The following is a 24,761-nucleotide window of genomic DNA, read 5'->3' as shown; positions in this document are numbered from 1 at the left end:
TAACAAGATTACAAATGTAGCTGACGGTACGGACCCTAACGATGCGGTTAATAAATCTCAATTGGATAAAGCTACAGCAGCTGCATCCACAACGGTATCGGCAGGTAATAATATTACTGTGACACCTAGCACCAATGCGAATGGTTCAAAGAACTATGAAGTAAGTCTTAAAGATCAAGTGACATTAGGCTCTGATGCTACGAAACAAATCGCGTTGGATGGTACTACAGGCACTATCAAGGCTGGTGATAAAGTTACAATCGATGGCAACAAAGGTACTATTAAAGCTGGCAATGTAACAATTGACGGTGAAAACGGTACCATTAAAGCTGGCGACAAGGTAACTATCGATGGTAAAGATGGTAAGATTGCAGCAGGCAAGGTATCTGTTGATGGCAAAGACGGTTATGTGACAGGTTTGGAAAACAAAGATTGGGATCCTGACAATATCACAAGCGGTCGTGCTGCTACAGAAGATCAATTGCAAAAATCTCACAAATCCTTGGATAACAAGATTAATAACCTAGGTGATAAAATCACGAAAAAAGGTTTGAACTTTGGTGCCAATAGTGGTAATCCAGTTCATAAGAATTTAGGTGAAACTGTATCCGTTGTAGGTACAGGCGATAAAGCTGATACTAATTACTCTTCTGAAAATATTAAAACAAAAATTAATGCAGATGGTAATATAGAGGTTATGATGGATAAAGACCTCAAAACTGACAGCTTAACTACCGATAAGGTAAAAGTTGGTAAAAACGGTAAGGACGGCGTATCTATTACTGGTCCTAATGGTGCTGACGGTATAGACGGTAAGGTAGGTATCACAGGCAAAGACGGTAAAGATGCTGTATCCATGTCCGGTAAAGACGGCGTTGGTCATATTGGTTTAACTGGTAAAGACGGCCGTAATGCGGATATTACCGTTGATAAAGGTGATCCAGACTTAGACGGTAATGCAATCACTCGTATTAAGTACCAAGATGAAAATGGTAAGACACATCAAGTGGCAACTAAAGACGATGGTATGAAATACGGTGGCGATAGCGGCTCCGTAATCAAGAAAAAGCTTAACGAACAAGTTAATGTAGTGGGTGGCATTACTGATGCTAGCAAGTTGACTACAGAGGACAATTTAGGTGTTGTATCCGATGGTACTGGCAACCTTAAGGTTCGTATGGCGAAAGACTTGAAAGGTCTTGAAACAGTAACCACTAAGGACGCTGCAGGTAATACTACTGTTATGAACGGTGGCGGTGTAACAATTACACCTGCTAGCGGTAATGCAGTAAGCCTTACTAAAGATGGCCTCAACAACGGCGGTAATACAATTACCAATGTAGGCCCTGGTGTAAACGGCACTGATGCAGTTAACGTAAATCAATTGAAAGGTGCTACAGATGGGTTAGCTAATGCTATTAACTCCGTAGCAGGCGAAACACAACGTGTAGGCGCACATGCAGCGGCTATGTCTGCATTGAAACCTATTCAATATGATCCATTGGAACCAACTCAAGTGATGGCTGGTATCGGTAATTACAGAGGTGAAACTGCGGCGGCTCTTGGCGTTGCACATTACACAGCAGAAGATACTATGTTCCATGTAGGCGTATCTGTTGGTAGTCACCATAACATGGTAAATGCTGGTGTAACTCGTAAATTCGGTACTTCTGATGCTAAGAAAGCAGTTCCTGAACGTTACAAAGGTGGCCCTATTAGCTCCATGTACGTAATGCAAGATGAAATGACTGCTTTGAAAGCTAAGTACGAAAAAGTACAACGCGACAATGAAGAAATGAGAGCACAAATTGCATTATTGATGCAACAAGCGGGCTTGAAATAATATGAAATAACATATTGATACGGCAGTGCTTATAAAAGGCGCCAAAAGCGAAATGCTTTTGGCGCCTTTTTGCATGCAAAAAATAGATGAAATGGTTGTTATGAGCATATATATGTCATGGTTAACTTGTAATGTAATTAAAATAGGTGAGTGATATAGGTGAATAATAATTGGATCATAATAGTTTACTAAGGTGAAATACATTTTTTTCATGAAGTTAATTTTATGCGAAAAAATTAGTACATTTAGCATATTCATAAGGTATATGACGGCCTTTTTATATATTCATAAATATTTATGATTTAGAAGTGAGTGTAGAGTGAAAAATTTTTTACTTTTAGTATAGAATATGATATGTTTAATATGATATGCATCGATAAATAGCCATATATTAACTGTATTTTTACTTTTTAAAATAGTTATAAAATATTTTATTATATTCGTATAATTTGATAGTTTTATGCAAGGAGTAAGATGAGATGAACCGAATTTTTAAAGTAATCTGGAGTCGTACAAAAGGATGTTATGTCGTTGTGGCTGAAACAGCGAAGAATATGTCGAAACGCTCGACAATGACATCTGTGTTTGCCAAGATGCTCGGAATTTCTATCTGTACTGTTATGTTAGCAGGAGGGATTATACCAACTGAAGCGCAGGCATCTACATTAAAATGGGGTGATAATGCTCAGGCTAAAAATGGTACTGTAGCGATAGGTGACAATAGTACAGCAATGGCAGATAATAGTGTGGCCTTGGGTACAGGTGCTACTGTTACAAAAACTAATAGGGCTAATGTTGGTAATGTGCAAGGTGTTGCAATCGGAAGAAATGCAACGGTTGAAGTAAATAATGGTGTTGCTATCGGTAATTTGACAAAAGTAGCTTCTTTAAATGGCTTTGCCCTTGGTAATACATCCTGGGCTGGATATGATGAGGCCGGTAACTATGTGGGTGCCGATAATGATCAGGCATTTGGTACCAATGCCAGAGCTTGGGGTGGATCATCCATGGCATTTGGTAATAATGCGAAGGCATCTAAAGGCGGTGCCGTTGCTATGGGTAACGGCTCTCAATCCAGAGGCGAGTGGGGCGTAGCCATCGGTAACGGTGCAAGAGCATTGGCAGCGGGTGCTCGCGCAATCGGTGCGAACTCTACAGCTGACGCTACTAATGCTGCTGCTATGGGTTGGGATAGCGTGGCTAGCGGTGAGGCTTCTATTGCTATCGGTGAGACGGCAAAAGCGACGAAAAATAATTCTATTGCTATGAGTAAAGCTGCAATCGCAGCTTCAGATGATTCCATTGCCATCGGTAAAAATGCATTAGTTGATGTGAATCAACAACGATCAATTGCATTAGGTGCCAACTCCAAGACGGCTAATGTGGTAAGTACGCCAAATCAGCATGTAAATGGTTTATGGTATAAGAATTTAGCTGGCGGCAGTGCTGACTCCACGCTTAGTGTGGGTAGTGATACGGTAAAACGTACGATTACCAATGTGGCGGCGGGACGCATGAATGCTTCGTCTACAGATGCTATTAACGGTAGTCAGTTATATGCCGTAGCAAATAGCCTGGGCAATTTAGCCACTACTACTAAAAATATCCTTGGCGGTAATGCGGCGCTCGATCCTGATACCGGTAAATTAACGATGAGCGATATCGGTTTTACAGGTAAAAGCACGATCCACGATGCTATTAGATATAATAAAGACAATATTGATAAGGGATTGTTCTTTTATGGTGATAACTTTGTTCAGAACCAAGTAAAATTAGGTGACACAGTAAGAATAAAAGGTGGCGCTAGCGGTGCTCTGGCTGACAACAATATTGGGGTTCAAGCAGACGGAAATGGCACACTAAATGTGAAATTGGCTAAAAAATTAACTGGTTTGGATAGCGTAACAGCAGGAACTGCTACGATTGATAATAAAGGGGTGTCTGTAGGCGGTAAACTCTATGTGTCAACCGGTGGTCTTAATGCCAATAATCAACAAATTAGAGGTGTTGCAGACGGTACAGGTAGTCAGGACGCAGTTAACTACGGTCAGTTGCAACGCGCAATTAACGGTACGGCTAAAGAAGCCATAGTAAAAGCAAATGATGATGGTAATATTACGGTAAGGGAAAACTCAACGGCGAAAGGTGGTAAGGAGTATACTGTTGGCTTAAACTATAAGATTACTGTAGGGAAAGGGGCGGCCTCGCATCCTGTAACCATAGATAGTGGTACAGGAACGGTCACAGGTCTTACCAATACATCATGGGATGTAAATAATCCAGCACCCGTTACAGGGCGTGCTGCTACGGAAAATCAGTTAAAGCGGGTTAATGAGAAAGTTAATTCCAATCAGTATTTTATTAATCGAAATACGCAGAGTATCTCAGATAACTCAAGCCGTATTGGTAACAATGCACGAAATATCACAAAAATACAAGATGATATTACTACTAATAAGAATGATATTAACACTATCAATAATACTCTTGAAAAAGGGCTCTATTTTAGCAGCGATACAGGTGCTCCGATTAAGAGAAAATTAGGTGATACTCTAGTCATTAAAGGCGGTGCTACAGGGGCATTATCCGATAATAATATTGGTGTTGTATCCGATGGTACCGGTAGATTGACTGTAAAGTTGGCAAAATATTTAACAGGATTAGAGAGCGTTAATGCAGGAAACACTACTATTAGTAAAAATGGTTTGAGTGTAGGTGCTAGAACCTATGTAACACCTGATGGCATCAATGCTAATAATCAAAAGATTACTGGTGTTGCTAATGGTACAGCACCTAACGATGCGGTTAATTTCAGTCAATTACAAAGTGCTATCGGTGGTACTGCTAAGGCCACTACGGTAAAAGGGAAAGACGCGAATATAACCGTAACAGAAGGTGCCAATGCAAATGGTGGTAAGGAATACACTGTTGGATTGGGCAATAAACTTGCTGTAGGTACGGCACATCCTGTGACCGTGGATGGAACCACAGGAACTATAACAGGTCTTACTAATACAACTTGGAATGTAAATAATCCACAAGCCGTAACTGGTCGTGCCGCAACGGAAGATCAGTTAAAAGCTGTTAATACGCAAGTTAACACAAATAAGGATAAAATAGCTCAAAATACAACTGACATTGCTCAGAATACGACTGATATCGGTAAGAATAAACAAGATATAGCTAAGAACAAGACTGATATAGCTCAAAATACGACTGACATCGGTAAGAATAAGCAAGATATAGCTAAAAATACGGCAGATATCACCAAGAACACAACCGATATTGGTAAGAATACGACTGATATTACACAAAATAAACAAAATATCGCACAGAACACACAAGATATTACGACCAATAAAAATTCTATCTCTACCATCAATACGACTATCGCTAAAGGTCTAAATTTTGATGGAGACAGCGGCGCTGTAATTAACAAACAGTTGGGCGATAAGCTTAGCATCAAGGGTGGTGCAGCGGCTGCGAATTTGACGGACAATAATATCGGTGTCGTATCTGATGGCAACACATTAAATGTGAAACTAGCTAAGACATTAACCGGTTTGGATAGCGTAACGGCTGGGGGTACAACTATCAATAGTAGTGGTTTGACCGTAGGCGGTAAGACCTATGTAACTCCGAACGGCATCAATGCAAACGACAAGAAAATAACTAATGTTGCTGATGGTGAAGTGGCGGCTAATTCCAAAGAGGCAGTTAACGGCGGTCAACTTCATGCGGCTAAAACCGAATTAAATAACAATATTAATAATGCTAAAACTGAATTAAACAAAAATATCGGTGATGCCAAAACTGAGCTCAATAAAAATATTAATGACGCTAAAACTGAACTGAACGGCAATATAGATAATGCTAAAACCGAGCTAAACAATAATATATCGACCGCGAAGAATGATGTGATTAATACAGGTCTCAAGTTTGATGCGGATACAGGCGGAACTAAGACCAATAAATTGGGTTCCAAGGTAACGGTAAATGGCGATGATAATATCACGACAGAAATCAGTCAAACTGGTGACGATACTAAGATCGGCCTTAAATTAAAAAAAGATCTCAACGTTACTACTGTTACTGCTGCTGATACTGTGAAAGCTGGCACTGTGACTATGGGCAAACAAGCTGGTGGTGCTGGCGGTGCAAACGGTAACTTTGTGACAGGACTCGATAATAAGTCTTGGAACGCGGATAATCCTCAAGCTGTAAGTGGTCGAGCTGCAACGGAAGATCAGTTGAAATCCGTTAATGATAAGGTCAATACAAATGTAACCAATATCAATAAAGGATTAAACTTTAACGGTGATAGCGGTACTGCGATTAATAAAAAATTGGGCGACACTGTTACCATTAAAGGTGGTGCTACAGCGGATCTTACGGACAATAATATCGGTGTCGTGTCTGATGGCAGCACATTAAATGTGAAACTAGCTAAAACATTAACTGGTTTGGATAGCGTAACAGCTGGTGGAACAACTATTAATAGTAGTGGTTTGACTGTAGGCGGCAAGACCTACGTAACGCCGAACGGTATCAATGCAAATAATCAAAAGATTACCGGTCTAGCAAAAGGCACAGATCCTACTGATGCGGTTAACTTCAGTCAGTTGCAGGATGCTATCGGTGGAACTGCTAAGGCAAGTACTGTGAAAGCTAAAAACAGCAATATCACTGTAGATGAAGGTACAAATGCAGCCGGCGGTAAGGAATATACTGTCGGATTAGGGGATAAAATCACCTTAGGAACTGCTAATCCTGTATCTGTGGATGGTACTGCAGGCACGGTAACTGGTCTTACTAATACTGCTTGGGATGTAGATAATCCACAAGCCGTAACCGGCCGTGCTGCAACGGAAGATCAGTTGAAGTCTGTTAATACGCAAGTTAATACGAACAAGGATAAAATAGCTCAAAACACAACTGACATTGCTCAAAATGCGACTGATATTGGCAAGAATAAACAAGATATAACTAAAAACAAGGCTGATATTGCTCAAAATACAACTGACATCGGTAAGAATAAGACTGATGTTGCACAAAATAAGCAAAATATCGCTCAAAATACGCAAGATATTACGACTAATAAAAATGCTATATCCACAATCAATACGACTATTGCTAAAGGCCTTAACTTTGATGGAGATAGCGGCGCTGTAATTAATAAACAGTTGGGCGATAAGCTTAGCATCAAAGGTGGTGCAGCGGCTGCGAACTTGACGGACAATAATATTGGTGTCGTATCTGATGGCAGTACGTTAAACGTGAAGTTAGCTAAAACATTAACTGGTTTGGAAAGCGTAACAGCTGGTGGCACTATCATCAATAGTGTTGGTTTGACCGTAGGTGGTAAGAATTATGTATCTCCAAATGGTATCAATGCGAACGACCAAAAGATTACCAATGTTGCTAATGGCGATGTGGCGGCAAACTCCAAAGATGCGGTTAACGGTGGTCAATTGCATGACGCTAAAACTGAACTTACCAACAAAGGCCTTCGTTTTGATGCGGATAATAACGCTGAAAAAACGAATAAACTAGGCTCTAAGGTAACAGTAAATGGCGACGACAATATTACGACGGAAATCAGTCAAACTGGTGACGATACGAAGATTGGTCTTAAATTGAAGAAAGACCTTAATGTTACCACTGTTACTGCTACGGAAACTGTGAAAGCCGGTACTGTAACTATGGGTAAACAATCCGATGGTGCAACTCCTGCTACTATGGGTAACTACGTAACAGGTCTTGATAATAAGACATGGAGCGTAACTAATCCGACTGCTGTCAGCGGACGTGCTGCAACAGAAGATCAATTGAAGACAGTTACTGAAGCCATCACAACTCAAGGCGCTAATGCAACGGACTTTAGTCTCGTTGCAAATCCTGCAGCAGGTTCCAATGGTGACTATACTGTAGCTGCCAACGGTGACGTAGCATTGACAGTACAAGATAAGAACCATCCGGATCAAACAAAAACCGTAACGATTAAAGATGTGGCATCTAAATCTGAAGTGGATAAAGGCTTGAACTTTGACGGTGACTCTGGTACGACTATCAACAAGAAGCTAGGTGGTACTGTTGCCATCAAAGGCGGAGCTGCGGCTGCAGATCTAACAGATAATAATATTGGTGTTGTATCTGACGGTACAGGCACATTGAACGTGAAGTTGGCTAAAACATTGACTGGTTTGGACAGTGTGACAGCTGGCGGTACAACCATTAATAGTGGTGGTTTGACCGTAGGCAATAAGACCTATGTATCTCCAAACGGCATCAATGCGAACGACCAAAAGATTACCAATGTTGCTAATGGTGATGTGGCGGCAAACTCCAAAGATGCAATCAATGGTGGTCAATTGCATGACGCAAAAACTGAGTTAAATAAAAATATTAGCGATACTAAGACCGAGTTGAATAAAAATATCGGTGATACCAAAACTGAACTCAATAAAAAAATTGGTGACACTAAAACTGAACTCAACAATAATATTAATGACGCTAAGACTGAACTTACCAACAAAGGCCTTCGTTTTGATGCGGATAATAACGCTGAAAAAACTAATAAACTAGGCTCTAAGGTAACGGTAAACGGCGACGATAACATCACCACAGAAATTACACAAACCGGTGACGATACGAAGATCGGCCTAAAATTGAAGAAAGATCTTAACGTTACCACTGTTACGGCAGCGGAAACTGTGAAAGCTGGTACGGTAACTATGGGTAAACAATCTGATGGTGTAACCCCTGCTAATACGGGTAATTACGTAACAGGTCTTGATAATAAGGCTTGGAGCATTGATAATCCTACGATTGCATCTGGCCGTGCAGCAACGGAAGACCAATTGAAAACGGTTAGTGATGAAGTTAAGAAACAAGGTGCTAGTGCAACAGACTTTAGTCTCGTTGCAAATCCTACGGCGGGATCCAATGGTGACTATACTGTAGATGCCAACGGTGATGTAGCATTGACAGTTCAAGATAAGAATCATCTGGATCAAACAAAAACCGTAACGATTAAAGATGTGGCGTCTAAATCCGAAGTAGATAAAGGTCTAAACTTTGACGGTGACTCTGGTACAACTATCAACAAGAAACTAGGTGGTACTGTTGCTATTAAAGGCGGAGCTGCAGCTGCCGATTTAACGGATAATAATATTGGCGTTGTATCTGACGGCACAGGCACATTAAACGTGAAGTTGGCTAAGACATTGGCTGGTTTGGACAGCGTAACAGCTGGAGGTACAACCATCAATAGTGGTGGTTTGACCGTAGGTGGTAAGAATTATGTATCTCTAAATGGCATCAATGCGAATGATCAAAAGATTACCAATGTTGCTAATGGCGATGTGGCGGCTAACTCCAAAGATGCGGTGAACGGCAGTCAATTGCATGACACTAAAACTGAGTTAAATAAAAACATTAGTGATGCTAAGACTGAACTTACCAATAAAGGCCTTCGTTTTAATGCTGATAATGACGACGAAAAAACGAATAAATTAGGCTCCAAAGTAGCAGTAAATGGCGACGACAATATTACGACGGAAATCACGCAAACCGGTGACGACACGAAGATTGGCCTTAAATTGAAGAAAGATCTTAACGTTACATCTGTTACGGCTACGGAAACTGTGAAAGCCGGCACTGTAACCATGGGTAAACAATCCGATGGTGCAACCCCTGCTAATACAGGTAACTACGTGACAGGTCTTGATAATAAGACTTGGGATGCAGGTAAAGTCGTATCCGGTCGTGCTGCAACAGAGGATCAATTGAAACAAGCTTTGGCAGGTCAAACTGATACAGGGCTTAAATTCAATGCCAATGTAGGCGGTGTAAAAACCAATAAATTAGGCTCTACTATCACTGTTCAAGGTGAAGGCAAAGCTGACGATGCTGATTACAGCGGTGAAAACATTAAAACTTTCATCAACCAAGATAATGATGGTAACACGACTATCAATGTGAAGATGAATAAAAATCTTAAGGCTGAATCCGTGAAAGTCGGCAAAGACGGTAAAGATGGCGTATCCATTACAGGTCCAGATGCGGCGAATGGCGCTGATGGTAAGGTAGCTGTTACAGATAAAAACGGCAAGGATGCGGTGTCCATGTCCGGCAAAGACGGTATTGGCCACATCGGTTTAACCGGAAAAGATGGGCGCAATGCCGATATTATTGCTGATAAGGGCGATTCCGATCTCGACGGCAATGTAATCACTCGTATTAAGTACCAAGATGAAAACGGTAAGACTCATCAAGTGGCAACCAAAGACGATGGTATGAAATACGGTGGTGATTCCGGTACTACCATCAAGAAAAAACTTAATGAACAATTGGACATTAAGGGTGGTGTTACAAGTGAAGATGAGTTGACCAAAAACAATATCGGTGTTATCAGTAAAGATAATGTGCTCAATGTTCGTTTGGCAAAAAATCTTAAAGGGCTGGATTCCATAACTTTCAATAATGGCACTAATGGTGCAAACGGTAAAACCGTTGTAAATGGTGAAGGTATGACCGTTCAAGATAAGGATGGCAATCCGTTGACTGCTGTTACAAAAGACGGTGTGAAGATTACCAACGGTCCATCCATGACGAAGGACGGTATCGATGCGTCCAATAAGAAGATTACGAATGTAGTCGATGGTACTGATTCTAAGGATGCGGTTAATAAATCCCAATTGGATAAAGCCGCAGCAGCTGCTACTACAACAGTAACGGCAGGTAATAATGTCCAAGTAGATAAGACTACTAATGCGGACGGTTCTACAAATTACAAAGTGGGCCTCAAAGACCAAGTAACGATGGGAACTGATCCTACGAAACAAATTGCGATGGATGGTACAACAGGTACGATTAAAGCCGGTGACAAGGTTACAATCGACGGCAACAAAGGCACCATTAAAGCAGGCGATAAAGTTGAAATCGATGGTAATAAAGGTACCATTAAATCCGGTAATGTTGCGATTGACGGTGAAAATGGTACAATCAAGGCCGGTGACAACGTAACAATCAACGGTAAAGACGGCAAGATTGCTGCCGGAAAAGTATCTGTTGATGGCAAGGACGGACATGTGACAGGCCTGGAAAATAAAGACTGGGATCCTGATAATATCACAAGCGGTCGTGCTGCTACAGAAGATCAATTGCAGAAGTCCCATAAAACCCTGGATAATAAGATTAATAACTTAGGTGATGAAATCACAAAGAAAGGTATGGATTTTGCCGGTAATACAGGTGAATTCCACCGTGATTTAGGTCAAAAGGTTACTATCAAAGGTGAAGGTCAAGGGGCTGATAGCGATTATTCCGGCGAAAATATCAAAACTGTAGCCGATCAAGATGGTAATATCAACATCAAGATGGCGAAAGACCTTAAGGCCGATAGCATCACTACCAAGACGATCAATACTGATACGGTCAATGCAGATAAGGTGAAAGTCGGCAAAAATGGTCAGGATGGCGTTTCCATTACAGGTCCAGATGCAGCAAATGGTACAGATGGCAAAGTAGCTGTTACTGGTAAAGACGGTAAAGATGCTGTATCTATGTCCGGCAAAGACGGTATTGGCCACATCGGTTTAACCGGAAAAGATGGGCGCAATGCGGATATTACTGCTGATAAGGGCGATTCCGATCTCGACGGCAATGCAATCACTCGTATTAAGTACCAAGATGAAAACGGTAAGGCTCATCAAGTGGCAACCAAAGACGATGGTATGAAATACGGTGGTGATTCCGGAACTCCAATTAACAAAAAACTTAATGAACAAGTGAATGTAGTTGGGGGTATTACGGATGCTGGTAAGTTGACGTCCGAAGATAATTTAGGCGTCGTATCTGATGGAACTAATCTCAAGGTTCGTATGGCAAAAGATTTGAAAGGTCTTGAGTCTGTGACGACTAAGGATGCCAGAGGTAATTCTACGGTTGTGAATGGTAGCGGTGTAACTATTACCCCTGCTAGCGGTAATGCTGTAAGCCTTACTAAAGACGGCTTGAATAATGGCGGTAAAACAATCAGTAATGTAGGCCCTGGCGTAAACGGTACTGATGCGGTTAACTTGAATCAATTGAAGGGTGCTACAGAAGGTATGGCCAATGCCATTAATTCCGTGGCGGGTGAAACGCAACGTGTAGGTGCTCATGCGGCGGCAATGTCTGCGTTGAAACCTATTCAATACGATCCGTTAGAACCAACTCAAGTGATGGCTGGTATCGGCAATTACAGAGGAGAAACAGCAGCGGCTTTAGGTGTTGCACATTACACATCGGAAGACACTATGTTCCATGCAGGCGTATCTGTTGGTAGCCGTCATAATATGGTGAATGCCGGTGTAACTCGTAAATTTGGTACTTCTGATGAGAAGAAGGCTATTCCTGAACGTTACAAGGGTGGTCCTATCAGCTCTATGTACGTAATGCAGGATGAAATGACTGCTTTGAAAGCTGAAAATGCACGCATGAAAGCGCAGGATGAAAAATTAACTGCAGACTATGCGGCATTGAAAGAAGACAACCTTCGTCTACAGAAAGATAACGAAGAAACTAAACGACAATTAGCTCTTATTATGAGTCGTTTAGGCATGTAATTCACATCTGTTTCATCTTATATTCATGTGGTAAAAAGCGAGCTGATGTACCAGAAAATACCCATGAAGATTAGATGATTTTAACTCTATATGGTACATAAAATGAAAGAACGAAAGTCTACTGTGAAAGGACTTTCGTTCTTTTTTTGTATTTGGCTTCACAAACTTTTCATAATAGTGTATAATACAGAACATATAATTTTAATCGAAAATTATAAATGTGATTAATTTACTATAAAATCATTAGTTTTAGATTATAAGTGTTGTTTGGCCCATTGTTGTAAGGGTTTTTATGATTGAAAATATATTTAAATGAGTAAGAAAATCAATTTTTAAAAGAAGTTTAAAGTTCTGAAAATAAATGAGCGAAATGTGAAAAAAATATATTTACATTCATAAACTAATCTGATATTTTATATGTATAGTAATTAAATTTTTGATGAAAATTTTATTATTTTTAGTGTTTTAGTGTTGGTTTTAGAATCCCTTATAAAACTGTGTGAAAGGTAGGTACTACTAAATGAATCGTATTTATAGGGTAATTTGGAGTCAGGTACGAGGCGCATATGTCGTTGTATCTGAAATCGCAAAAAGCCATACTCGTGGCTCCAAAAGCTTTGTTAGTAATTCCGCTAAAGCTACGGTAAAAGTTGGCTTGGCGGCTATGGTTTTGACCTGCGGTAGCGGATTAATTTCGGGTGTTGATGCAGCACCTATTAGAGGTCTTTCTTTATCTCCTGGTGAAGGTGAACGTGATGGCGGGTTTACGTATTTATACCCTAGCGAAAAAGCACCTTACATTCAAATGTATGATTACAAAACACCAGGAAATCCAGGACAAGGACACTTATATACTGATAATAAGGTGTTCGGTATTCAAATTGGTAATCGTGCGAATGCACGTTCTAATGATGGCTCCGTATCCGGTATTTCTATCGGTGATTATTCCCAATCTCGTGCGTTGGGTATCGGTTTAGGCCATTATGCTCAATCTGAACAAATCGGTGCTATTGCTGTCGGTTCAGCTGCAAAGGCAAAGGGTTTTAACTCCTTGGCGATGATGCGTCAAGCTTACGCAGGAGAACAATATGCGGCAGCTATCGGTACGGCAGCATCCGCACAAGGGTCTGCTAGCTTGGCCATGGGTCACTCCGCATTGGCAAAAGGTGCTCAATCCATTGCTATCGGTTCTGCAAATCCTGATCCATTGACAGACGCAAAAGGTACACCGTATACAGCATATGACGGAAGTACTAATACCCAAGCTAACGCTGCTCGTGCTATTGCTATCGGTCAAGGTGCTAAATCAAATACTGTAGATAGTGTTGCTATGGGGACAGGTGCTAATGTAGCAGCAGGTACAAATTATAAAGGCGAGAATTTTACTCATGGCATAGCTATCGGTAGTAATGCCCTTTCTCAGGGAATACAAGGCGTAGCTATCGGTAACAGTGCTGCTCATTATCGTGATAATGGGGTTGCTCTTGGTAACAATGCCAAAACTCGTGCAATGGACGGCATAGCTATCGGTAATAATGCTGAATCCGGTATTCAAAATGACCCTCAATATAAAGTAAATAACTCCGTTGCTGTAGGTAACTCTGCGCGTGCTCATGGTGGTTCCGGCGTGGCATTAGGTAATGATACATATGCATTGGGCGGATCTTCTGTAGCAGCAGGTAATGCTGCATGGGCATTAGGTGAACGTTCTACAGCTATCGGTAATAACGCTCATTCCGAAGGTTACGGCTCTATTGCTATGGGTCGTGAAGCTAGTGCTTTGAGCACTCAAGATGGGGACAAGAAAAATGTTGTGGCTATCGGTGATGATGCACAAGCAACTGGTTCTCGGTCCATCGCATTGGGCGTAAGCGCTCAAGCAGGTACATTAGAACGTGTACGTGATCGTAGTGTTTATAAAGATAATCCTGAATTAATCACTAAACTTAAAGCTCAAAAAGAAGTAACTGATGCTGTAGCAATCGGTAGTGAAGCAAGTGTACAAGCAAACGAAGGCTTAGCTCTTGGTAGCAATGCGACAGTAAATAACGTTCGTGGCGTTGCGTTAGGTGCTAAATCTGAAACAGCGGCCCCTGTGAGCACTGCTAGTGAAACTATTAACGGCTTGAAATATAACTATGCCGGTGGCACTGCTGATTCCACAGTTAGCGTTGGTAACAATTCTACAAAACGTACAATCACTAACGTAGCTGCTGGTCGTGTGAATGCACAATCTACAGATGCTATTAATGGCAGCCAATTATATGGCGTTGCTAATGCAGTGGGTAATGTAGCTAACAGCACTAAGAATATCTTAGGCGGTAATGCTCAGGTTGACCAAAACGGTACTATCACCATGACTAACATTGGTGATACAGGTAAAAATACCGTTCATGAAGCTATTAAATCTGCAAACCAAGGTTGGGAACTTCAAGTTGACGGTAGAAAGCTAAAAGATGTAAAAGCGCCTAATCGTACAGTTAACTTTAAAGCTGGTAAAAATATTGCATTAGAAGGCTCCGGAGATAATGTTACGGTTGCAACTGTTGAAGATGCAAGCTTCAACTCCGTTACAACAGGTAATGTATCCATGAGCACAAGAGGTATCAATGCTGGTGGTAATCAAATCACTAATGTAAAATCCGGTGGCGATACATTAACAAATGCGGCTAATATCGGTGATATCTCTCGTATTGCAGCTAAATACGATAAATACTTACAACGTGGTGCTGCTACTTATGAAGCAAACGGTAATGGCAAGATTAACATGACCGGTACAAACGGTTTAACCGCTGAAGTAACAGGTTTGAAAAATACTTATGTTACATCCGGTACAGTATCCAATGACGGTAAGAGATTGACATTGACACGTAATGATAATCAAACATTCGATGTTGATATCTCTAAAATCTCTAATGGTCTTTCCAAAACTGACTACCGCTTGATTGCAAACCCTGCAGCAGGCAGCAACGGTGAATATAAAGTAGCTGCTGACGGTAGCATGACATTGACTGTTGCGGATGCTGATGGTTCCAATCCTAAACAAGTTAAGTTGACGAACCTTGCTTCTAAAGAGCAACAAGATATTAATACTACTAATATCACAAATAACACTAACAAAATCGCTAAAGGCTTAAGCTTCCAAGGCGATAACAATGTTAAAATCAATAAACAACTTGGCGATACTTTAGGTATTACTGGTGGCGCTACAGGTACTTTGTCTGACAATAACATCGGTGTTGTAGCTAAAGACGGCAACCTTAATGTTAAGTTGGCAAAAGACCTAACAGGTTTGAATAGCGTAACTGCTGGTTCTGTTCGTGTAGGTAAACATAGCGACAATAAAAACTATGTAACTGGTTTGGACAACAAAGAATGGAATGTTCAAAACCCTACAATCACATCTGGTCGTGCAGCAACTGAAGATCAGTTGAAAAAAGTGTCTGATGAAATCAAGACTACTAATGCAGCTAAAACAGATTACCGCTTGATCAACAATACAAATTCTGCAGATGGTTCTTACTCTGTAGAAAACAATAAAGTTGATTTAAAAGTTAAAGATGAGGCTCATCCTAATAGTCCTGCTAATACGGTAACAATCAACAATATCGCATCCAAAACTGAATTGGATAAATTGACAGAACGTGCTGTTAAATATGATCTTAACGGTACTACTGTTAATAAAAACAAGGTTACTTTGGAAGGCCAAGGCGGTACAACAATTACTAACTTGAAAGCTGGCGAAGTATCCTCTACTTCTACAGATGCTGTAAATGGTAGCCAATTGCATGATGTAAAAATCGAAGCAGGCAAACATTCAAAAGTAACTGTTTCCGATGATAACCTTAAATTGACAACGACTCCTGCTACAAGCACTGAAGGCGCTAAATATGATCTTCGTTTGAATAACAAAGTGACATTGGGTAGCGGTAACAATCAAGTAGTTCTTGATGGTACTGCAGGCAGAGTGACTGCTGGCGCTGTTGTAATGGGTGCTCAAACTGTTCAAAATACGAAAAATGCAAGTGAAACTGGCAATTATGTAACTAACTTGAGCAATAAAAACTGGGATTCCACATCTATCGTATCCGGTCGTGCTGCGACTGAAGATCAGTTGAAAAAAGTTAGCGAACAAATTACTCAACAAGGTAGCAGTGCAACTGATTACCGTCTTGTAAGAAACTCCAGCGCTGACGGTTCCTATAAGGTAAACGACAATGGTGAAGTATCCTTGACTGTAGAGGATAAAAACCATGCAGGTGTTAAAGAACAAGTTACAATCAATAACATTGCATCCAAATCTTCCGTAGATAAATTGACAGATCGTGCTGTTAAATATGACATCAATAACGGTGTTGTTGATAAATCTAAGGTAACATTGGAAGGTGCTGACGGCACTACAATTACAAATGTAAAAGACGGCGCTGTAACAGCTACATCTAAAGATGCTATCAACGGTAGCCAATTGTTCAAGACTAAAGAAGAATTGATCAATAAAGGCATGAAATTCGGTGCTGACTCCGGTAACGTAATCAATAAAAAACTTGGTGAACAAGTTAACGTTAAAGGTGGCATTACAGAAGCATCTAAATTGACTGCTGAAGATAATATCGGTGTTGTATCCGATGGCTCTAACGACTTGAAAGTTCGTTTGGCAAAAGACCTTAAAGGTTTGAACAGCGTAACTGTAGGCGATACAAAAGTTACTTCTAACGGTGTAACTATCAGCAACGGTGCTACTAACAATGCATCTGTATCTCTTACTAAAACTGGCTTGGATAATGGTGGTAATAAGATTACTAACGTTGCTCGTGGTACAATCGACAGCGATGCAGTAAACTTGGCACAATTAAAAGAAGTATCCAACAGTGCATCTGCAGCAAATACGAAGGTAGCTGAAGGTAAAAACATTAAAGTTGATGAAAGTATCGACAATGTAACTAAAGCTAAAACATATACTGTAGGCTTGAAAGATGAAGTGACATTAGGCGCAGGTAACACAGCTATCAATATTAACGGTACAACAGGTATCGTGAAAGCTGGTACTGGCGATAATGCTGTGACTATCAATGGCACAAATGGTACTATCAACTCCGGTAAAGTAACAATCAATGGTACTACAGGTACTGTTAACGAATTGACTAACAGAACTTGGAATCCTAAGGCTATTACTAACGGTCAAGCTGCTACAGAAGATCAATTGAAAGTTGTAGACAATAAAATTGATACTACAAAAACTGAAATCGTAGAAAAAGGCTTGAACTTCCAAGGTGATGCAGGTACTGCAATTCATAAAGACCTTGGTCAAACATTGAAAATCTCTGGTGGTCAAGCTGATGCATCTAAGCTTTCAGAAAATAACATCGGCGTAGTTAATAACAACGGCGTATTAAATGTTAAACTTGCTAAAGATTTGACAGGTTTGAACAGCGTAACAACTGGTGCTACAACTATTAACAACAATGGTTTGACAATCGGTGGTAACACATTTGTTACAAGCAACGGCTTCAATGCTAACGATACTCAAATCACAAATGTGAAAGCTGGTACAGAGGATAACCATGCAGTTAACCTTAAACAGTTGAAAGAAGTATCTAATAACGCAGCGGCAGCTAAAACAGTTGTAAAAGCAGGTAAAAACATCAATGTAACTGATTCTGAAGATCCACTTACTAAAGCTAAGACTTATACAGTTGGTTTACAAGATACAGTAACATTGGGTTCCGGCAATACAGCTGTTAATATCGACGGTACAAAAGGTATTGTAAAAGCCGGCGAAGGCAACAATGCTGTGACTATCAACGGTACAAACAGCACAATTACTGCTGGTAACGTAGCGATTGACGGTGTAACAGGCAATATCAATTCCGGTAAAGTTCTTGTTAACGGTGCTAAAGGTACTGTAAACAACTTAACAAATATCACTTGGGATGCTAATAACATCACAAGCGGCCAAGCTGCAACAGAAGACCAATTGAAAGTTGTTGATAAGAAAATCACTGACAATGGTAGCAACTTGACTAAGAAGGGCTTGAACTTCAAAGGCGATGACGCTACAAGCATTCATAAAGATCTTGGCGAAACATTAGACGTTGTAGGTGGTACTTCCGATAAAGCTAAATTGTCCGACAATAACATCGGCGTGGTATCTGAAAACGGTAAGTTAAATGTTAAACTTGCTAAAGAGTTGACTGGCTTAACAAGTGTAACAACTGGTGCTACAACAATTAATAACGAAGGTTTAACAATTGGTGGTAATAAATTCGTTACAGCTAACGGTTTTGATGCTAATAACACACAAATCAAAAACGTAAAAGCTGGTACTGACGGTAATGATGCAGTTAACTTGAATCAATTGAACGAAGTTAAAAATGCGTCTAACACTACAGTAGAAGGTAGCGAAAACATCAATGTTGATTCCACCGTAGACCCTAATACACACGCTAAAACTTACAAAGTAGCATTGAAAGACAATGTAACTTTGGGTTCCGGCGATAAAGCAATCAACATCAACGGTACTACAGGTATCGTGAAAGCTGGTGACGGTGCTAATGCTGTGACTATCAATGGTACAAACGGCACTATCAACTCCGGTAAAGTGACTGTCAACGGTACTGCTGGTACTGTAAATAACTTGACAAACATCACTTGGGATGGCAAAAACTTCACAAGTGGTCAAGCTGCAACAGAAGACCAATTGAAAATTGTTGATAAGAAAATCACTGACAACAGCACTGACTTGACTAAGAAAGGCTTGAACTTCCAAGCTGATTCTGGCGAATTAATCCATAAAGATCTTGGTCAAACATTGGATGTTGTAGGTGGCATTACTGAGAAATCTAAATTGTCTGACAACAACATCGGTGTGGTATCCGAAAATGGTAAGTTGAATGTTAAACTTGCAAAAGACTTAACAGGCTTGAACAGCGTAACAACTGGTCAAACAACTATCAACAACGATGGTTTGACAATCAACAACAAACAATTCGTTACAGCAAATGGCTTCAATGCTAACAATACACAAATCAAAAATGTAACTGCTGGTGTAGAAGACAACGATGCTGTAAATGTTAAACAATTGAACGATGTAAAAGCTGCATCTAATACAAAAGTAGAAGGTAGCAAAAACATCAATGTTGATGAAACTGTAGATAATGTAACAAAAGCTAAAACATACACAGTTGCATTGAAAGACACTGTAACATTAGGTTCTGGTAATAATGCAGTCAATATTGACGGTACAAAAGGTATCGTAAAAGCTGGTGACGGCACTAACGCAGTAACTATTAACGGCGTAAACAGCACAATCAATGCTGGCAAAGTAGCAATCGATGGCGTAACAGGTAATATCAATGCAGGTAAAGTTCTTGTTAACGGTGCAAACGGTACTGTAAACAACTTGACTAACACAACTTGGAATCCTGCAAACATTACAAGCGGTCAAGCTGCAACAGAAGACCAATTAAAATCTGTAGATCAAAAAGTTACAGACAACACTAATAAAGGCTTGAACTTCAAAGGTGATGATGCAACAAGCATTCATAAAAACCTTGGTGAAACATTGGATGTTGTAGGTGGCACTTCTGATAAAGCTAAATTGTCTGACAACAACATCGGTGTGGTATCCGAAAACGGTAAGTTGAATGTTAAACTTGCAAAAGACTTAACAGGCTTGAATAGCGTAACAACTGGTCAAACAACAATCAACAATGATGGCTTGACAATCAACAATAAACAATTCGTTACAGATAATGGCTTTAATGCTAACAATACGCAAATCAAAAACGTAACTGCTGGTGTAGAGGACAATGATGCTGTTAACGTTAAACAATTGAACGATGTAAAAGCTGCATCTAATACAAAAGTAGAAGGTAGCAAAAACATCAATGTTGATGAAACTCAAGATCCTACTACAAAAGCTAAGACTTATACAGTGGCATTGAAAGACACTGTAACATTAGGTTCGGGTGACACAGCTGTTAATATCGACGGTACAACTGGTATCGTAAAAGCTGGTAACGGCGCTAATGCAGTGACTATCAATGGTATGAACAGCACAATCAATGCTGGTAAAGTAGCGATCGATGGTGTAACAGGAAACATCAATGCTGGTAAAGTTCTTGTTAACGGTGCAAACGGTACTGTAAACAACTTGACTAACAGAACTTGGGATCCTGCAAACATCACAAATGGTCAAGCTGCAACAGAAGATCAATTGAAAGTTGTAGATAACAAAATTGATAAGAACACTGAAAACTTGACTAAGAAAGGCTTGAACTTCCAAGCTGACTCTGGTGATTTAATTCATAAAGACCTTGGTCAAACATTGGATGTTGTAGGTGGCATTACTGAGAAATCTAAATTGTCTGACAACAACATCGGTGTTGTATCCGAAAACGGTAAGTTGAATGTTAAACTTGCAAAAGATTTAACAGGCTTGAACAGCGTAACAACTGGTCAAACAACTATCAACAACGATGGCTTGACAATCAACAATAAACAATTCGTTACAGATAATGGCTTCAACGCTAACAATACGCAAATTAAAAACGTAACAGCTGGCGTAGAAGACAATGATGCTGTAAATGTTAAACAATTGAACGATGTAAAAGCTGCGTCTGATACTAAGGTAAAAGCTGGTAAAAATATTGATGTTGAGGAAGAAATCAACGCTATTACAAAAGCTAAGACTTACACTGTAGGCTTGAAAGATACTGTAACATTAGGTTCTGGTAACACAGCAGTTCACATTGATGGTACTAAAGGTATCGTGAAAGCTGGTGAAGGTACTAATGCTGTAACTATCAATGGTACAGAGGGCTCAATTAATGCTGGTAAAGTTCTAGTTAACGGTGCAAACGGTACTGTAAACAATTTGACTAACAGAACTTGGGATCCTAATAACATCACTAACGGTCAAGCTGCAACAGAAGATCAATTGAAAGTTGTAGATAACAAAATTGATAAGAACACTCAAGACTTGACTAAGAAAGGCTTGAACTTCAAAGGCGACTCCGGTGAAGTTATCCATAAAGACCTTGGTCAAACATTGGAACTTAAAGGTGGCGAAGCTGATGCTTCTAAACTTTCAAACGGTAACATTGGCGTAGTTAATGAAAACGGTAACTTGAATGTTAAACTTGCTAAGAACCTTAAAGGTCTTGACTCTGTAACAGTTGGTTCCGACCCTAACAAACAAGTTGTTCTTGATGATAAAGGCGTATCTGTAGGCGGTAAAACTTACATCTCCAACACAGGCTTAAACGCAAATGATCAAAAAATCACTAACGTGGCAGCTGGTGTAAATGATACTGATGCAGTTAACGTTCAACAGTTGAAGAGCAGCATGGCTGCAGCAACTACGACAGTGAAGGCCGGCGATAGCGGCAATACAACTGTAGAAACTACGGTTAATGCAGACAAGTCTAAAACATATACTGTAGATATCAAGAAGGACTTGAACTTACGCAGTGTGATTACCACTACTGACGATAAGAAATTCTCTACTGTAACAAATGGTGTAGGTGTTACAAGCACTGATACATTTGGTAATACGACTACTCTAACTGCAGATAATGTGAAAGTATCTGATAGTCAAAATAATACAACTAAAACAACAGCTAAAGGTGTACTTGTAGATAATCCAACTAAGGCCACTGAGTTGAGTGTTGACGGTGTTGTAACTACTGATAAACGGACTAAGAGCACAAGAACAACTGCAGATGGCATGGTAGTTACATCCGGCATGGGTAGTTCTAAAGTAACTACTACTGTTAGCAGCAACGGTGTTGCAATTACTACTCCTCCAGCAGGTCAAGGGTCCCCTAAAGATGGTACTGGTGCAGTAACATTGACTAAGGACGGCTTGAACAATGGTGGTAATCAAGTTGTTAATATGGCAAGTGGTTATGCCGAAGGCGAAGATATCAACAATATCGCTAATAATAGCAGCAGCTTAACAAACGGTGCTAACATCGGCGACTTGAAGAAAGGTATCGACGGCCTTAAGAAAGCTGGTTTAGACTTTGCAGGTGATAAAGGTGAATTCCATCGTGACCTAGGTCAAAAAGTGACTGTTAAAGGTGGCGTTACTGATGAAAGCAAACTTTCCACTGCAAACAATATCGGTGTTATCTCTGACAACAACGGCAGCTTGAATGTTCGTTTGGCAAAAGATATTACTGGTATCAATTCCATTACAACTATGGATAACTCCGGTCATACAACTGTGACAAACGGTAACGGTATCACAATCAAAAATAATGGTGGTGGCAGCGTATCCTTAACAAGCTCTGGTTTAAACAACGGTGGTAATAAGATTACTAACGTAGCACCAGGCGAAATTAGCTCCACTTCTACTGATGCTGTTAATGGTTCCCAACTTAATCGTGTTGCTAACAGCATGAATAATGTTGTAAACGAAGTTCGTCAAGTTGGTGCGATGTCCTCCGCGTTGTCCGCATTGAAACCTATGGCTTATGACCCTTACGAACCTACTCAAATTATGGCAGGTTACGGTAACTACCGTGGCGACTCCGCATTGGCATTAGGTGTGGCTCATTATAAAAATGAATCCATGATGTTGCATGCTGGTGTTGCTTGGGCAGGCAGCAATAGCCATATGATGGCAAATGCTGGTGTAACTTGGAAAGTAGGTAACAGAGACGGCGAAGCAGAAACTGCAGATCGTTATCGTAAAGGACCTATCAGTTCTACATATGCAATGCAACGTGAACTTGCTGCAATGAAAGCTGAAAATCAAGGATTAAAAGGTGAAGTAGCTGATTTGAAAGCTGAAAATGAACAAATGAAAGCTAATATTGCTGCAATGATGGCAAGACTAGGTTTATAATACGTTCATACTGAACATTACGGGTTGAGGATTCCCCTTTAGGGAATCCTCCCACCCGATTTAATTCGTTGATAGAAAAGAGGAATATATAATGAAAAAATCCACTTTGCTTGCTTTCACAGCGGCAGTATTATTCGGCAGTGGCGTATTACAAGTTAATGCGGCATCTGCTACATTTGATGATCCATTGCTTTTACCAAATCCGGCTAAAGCGCCTACAACAGGTTCTGTTGTATTGGTTCCTGTGGCTAGCCCTCAGGCGGTGCAAAGTATCCATGAATTTGTGAAAGCATGGGAAAATGCGGAAAAACATATTGCTTTAGCTGAAAGCAAAAAGAATAATCATCAAGCGTTAACTAAAGAAGAAGCTAAATGGTTACATTCTAAAGATAAGCATAATTATGCTGATTATTTCCGTAAACATTCTTTAGGTTATGTACATGGCCAAGAAACTGCATTGAACTGGAATGGTGAAAACCGTAATAAAAACGAGTATAGCTATTACACATTCCCTAAATATGATAAGGACCAAGGTTATACAAATAGCTATGGTTACAATGTATTGCGCAGCATGGTTGATCGCATGAATGAATTGCTTCAAAAACAAAAGGCCGTTGGCGGTCCTTTGACTGATGAAGAAGCACAAGCATTGGAAGATGCTATGCTTGATATCATGGCTCAAGATCAAGAACATGTATCTAATGAAGAATTGCGTTATTACATGAACGAAGCAGTTTGGTTTGCTACAAAACAAACTGTGAAGAATATGTCTGCAGAAGAACCTTCTGTTGGCGATATGCACGAAATTAACCTTCGTGAAGCGATTCAGACAGATAACTAATCATCTAAATACACATATAATTAAATCTTTATATGTATAACTTTTGCTGTATAGGAAATGCAGATGCAATACCTTATATATAAAAGTTTTTAATATACAGTGTTGAAATGCAAATAAGGGATTCTATAAACACACTGTTATATAGGCAAGAAGCCGCAACAGAATGCAATATATGCATTCTTGTTGCGGCTTTTTTTTGCTTTAAATTCTCGTTATATGATATGTCTAAAAGAGTGATATAACTCAACTTTCGAATCTGTAAAATTAGGCCGTGAAATTGTGCAAAAATAATGGTAAAAATTTTCTGAAATTTGTAGTAAAATTTGTCCAAATTTTGTTGACATGAGTATATGGAAATGTTATTATATTCCAGTACCCCATATGAAGGGGCACAGATCTTTGAAAACTGAACAATGATAGGTAATCAATCAAAACGATTGAACATATGCCAGAGTGCGGGTTTTGACATAGTCAAAACCAACCATAATTCAAAGCTACTTCAATGTAGCGACAACAAAAACAAATGAGCTATTCAAATAGCTTCAAGATATCTTGGAGAGTTTGATCCTGGCTCAGGACGAACGCTGGCGGCGTGCTTAACACATGCAAGTCGAA

General features: G+C 40.0%; 4 protein-coding genes and 1 rRNA gene. All 5 read left to right on the top strand.

What is annotated here, in order from left to right:
• Nucleotides 1–1,843 (top strand): YadA-like family protein (locus KHY58_RS09780; RefSeq protein ID WP_278473230.1); only part of this gene is annotated, 1,843 nt, incomplete at its 5' end.
• A 479-nt stretch (nucleotides 1,844–2,322) separates the two neighbouring features.
• Complete coding sequence (locus KHY58_RS09775; RefSeq protein WP_278473228.1) at nucleotides 2,323–12,453, top strand: ESPR-type extended signal peptide-containing protein; 10,131 nt, start codon at nucleotides 2,323–2,325, stop codon at nucleotides 12,451–12,453.
• Between the two features lie 520 nt (nucleotides 12,454–12,973).
• On the top strand, nucleotides 12,974–23,305 hold the full coding sequence (locus KHY58_RS09770) for an ESPR-type extended signal peptide-containing protein (protein WP_278473226.1): 10,332 nt from the start codon (nucleotides 12,974–12,976) through the stop codon (nucleotides 23,303–23,305).
• A 91-nt stretch (nucleotides 23,306–23,396) separates the two neighbouring features.
• Nucleotides 23,397–24,146, top strand: a complete 750-nt coding sequence (locus KHY58_RS09765) for a hypothetical protein (RefSeq protein WP_278473224.1) — start codon at nucleotides 23,397–23,399, stop codon at nucleotides 24,144–24,146.
• 549 nt (nucleotides 24,147–24,695) lie between these two features.
• A 16S ribosomal RNA gene (locus KHY58_RS09760) occupies nucleotides 24,696–24,761 on the top strand; the annotation flags it as partial.

Origin of the sequence: Veillonella parvula (assembly GCF_018366295.1) — a bacterium.
Classification (GTDB): Bacteria; Bacillota; Negativicutes; order Veillonellales; family Veillonellaceae; genus Veillonella; species Veillonella parvula_P.
Note: the sequence above shows the minus strand (reverse complement) of the source record. Positions and strands in the feature narration are given on the sequence as shown.

What these genes read in the sequence shown, in the direction of transcription:
- KHY58_RS09775 (WP_278473228.1), top strand. Translation starts at nt 2,323, where the DNA reads ATGAACCGAATTTTTAAAGTAATCTGGAGTCGTACAAAAGGATGTTAT.
- KHY58_RS09765 (WP_278473224.1), top strand. Translation starts at nt 23,397, where the DNA reads ATGAAAAAATCCACTTTGCTTGCTTTCACAGCGGCAGTATTATTCGGC.
- KHY58_RS09770 (WP_278473226.1), top strand. Translation starts at nt 12,974, where the DNA reads ATGAATCGTATTTATAGGGTAATTTGGAGTCAGGTACGAGGCGCATAT.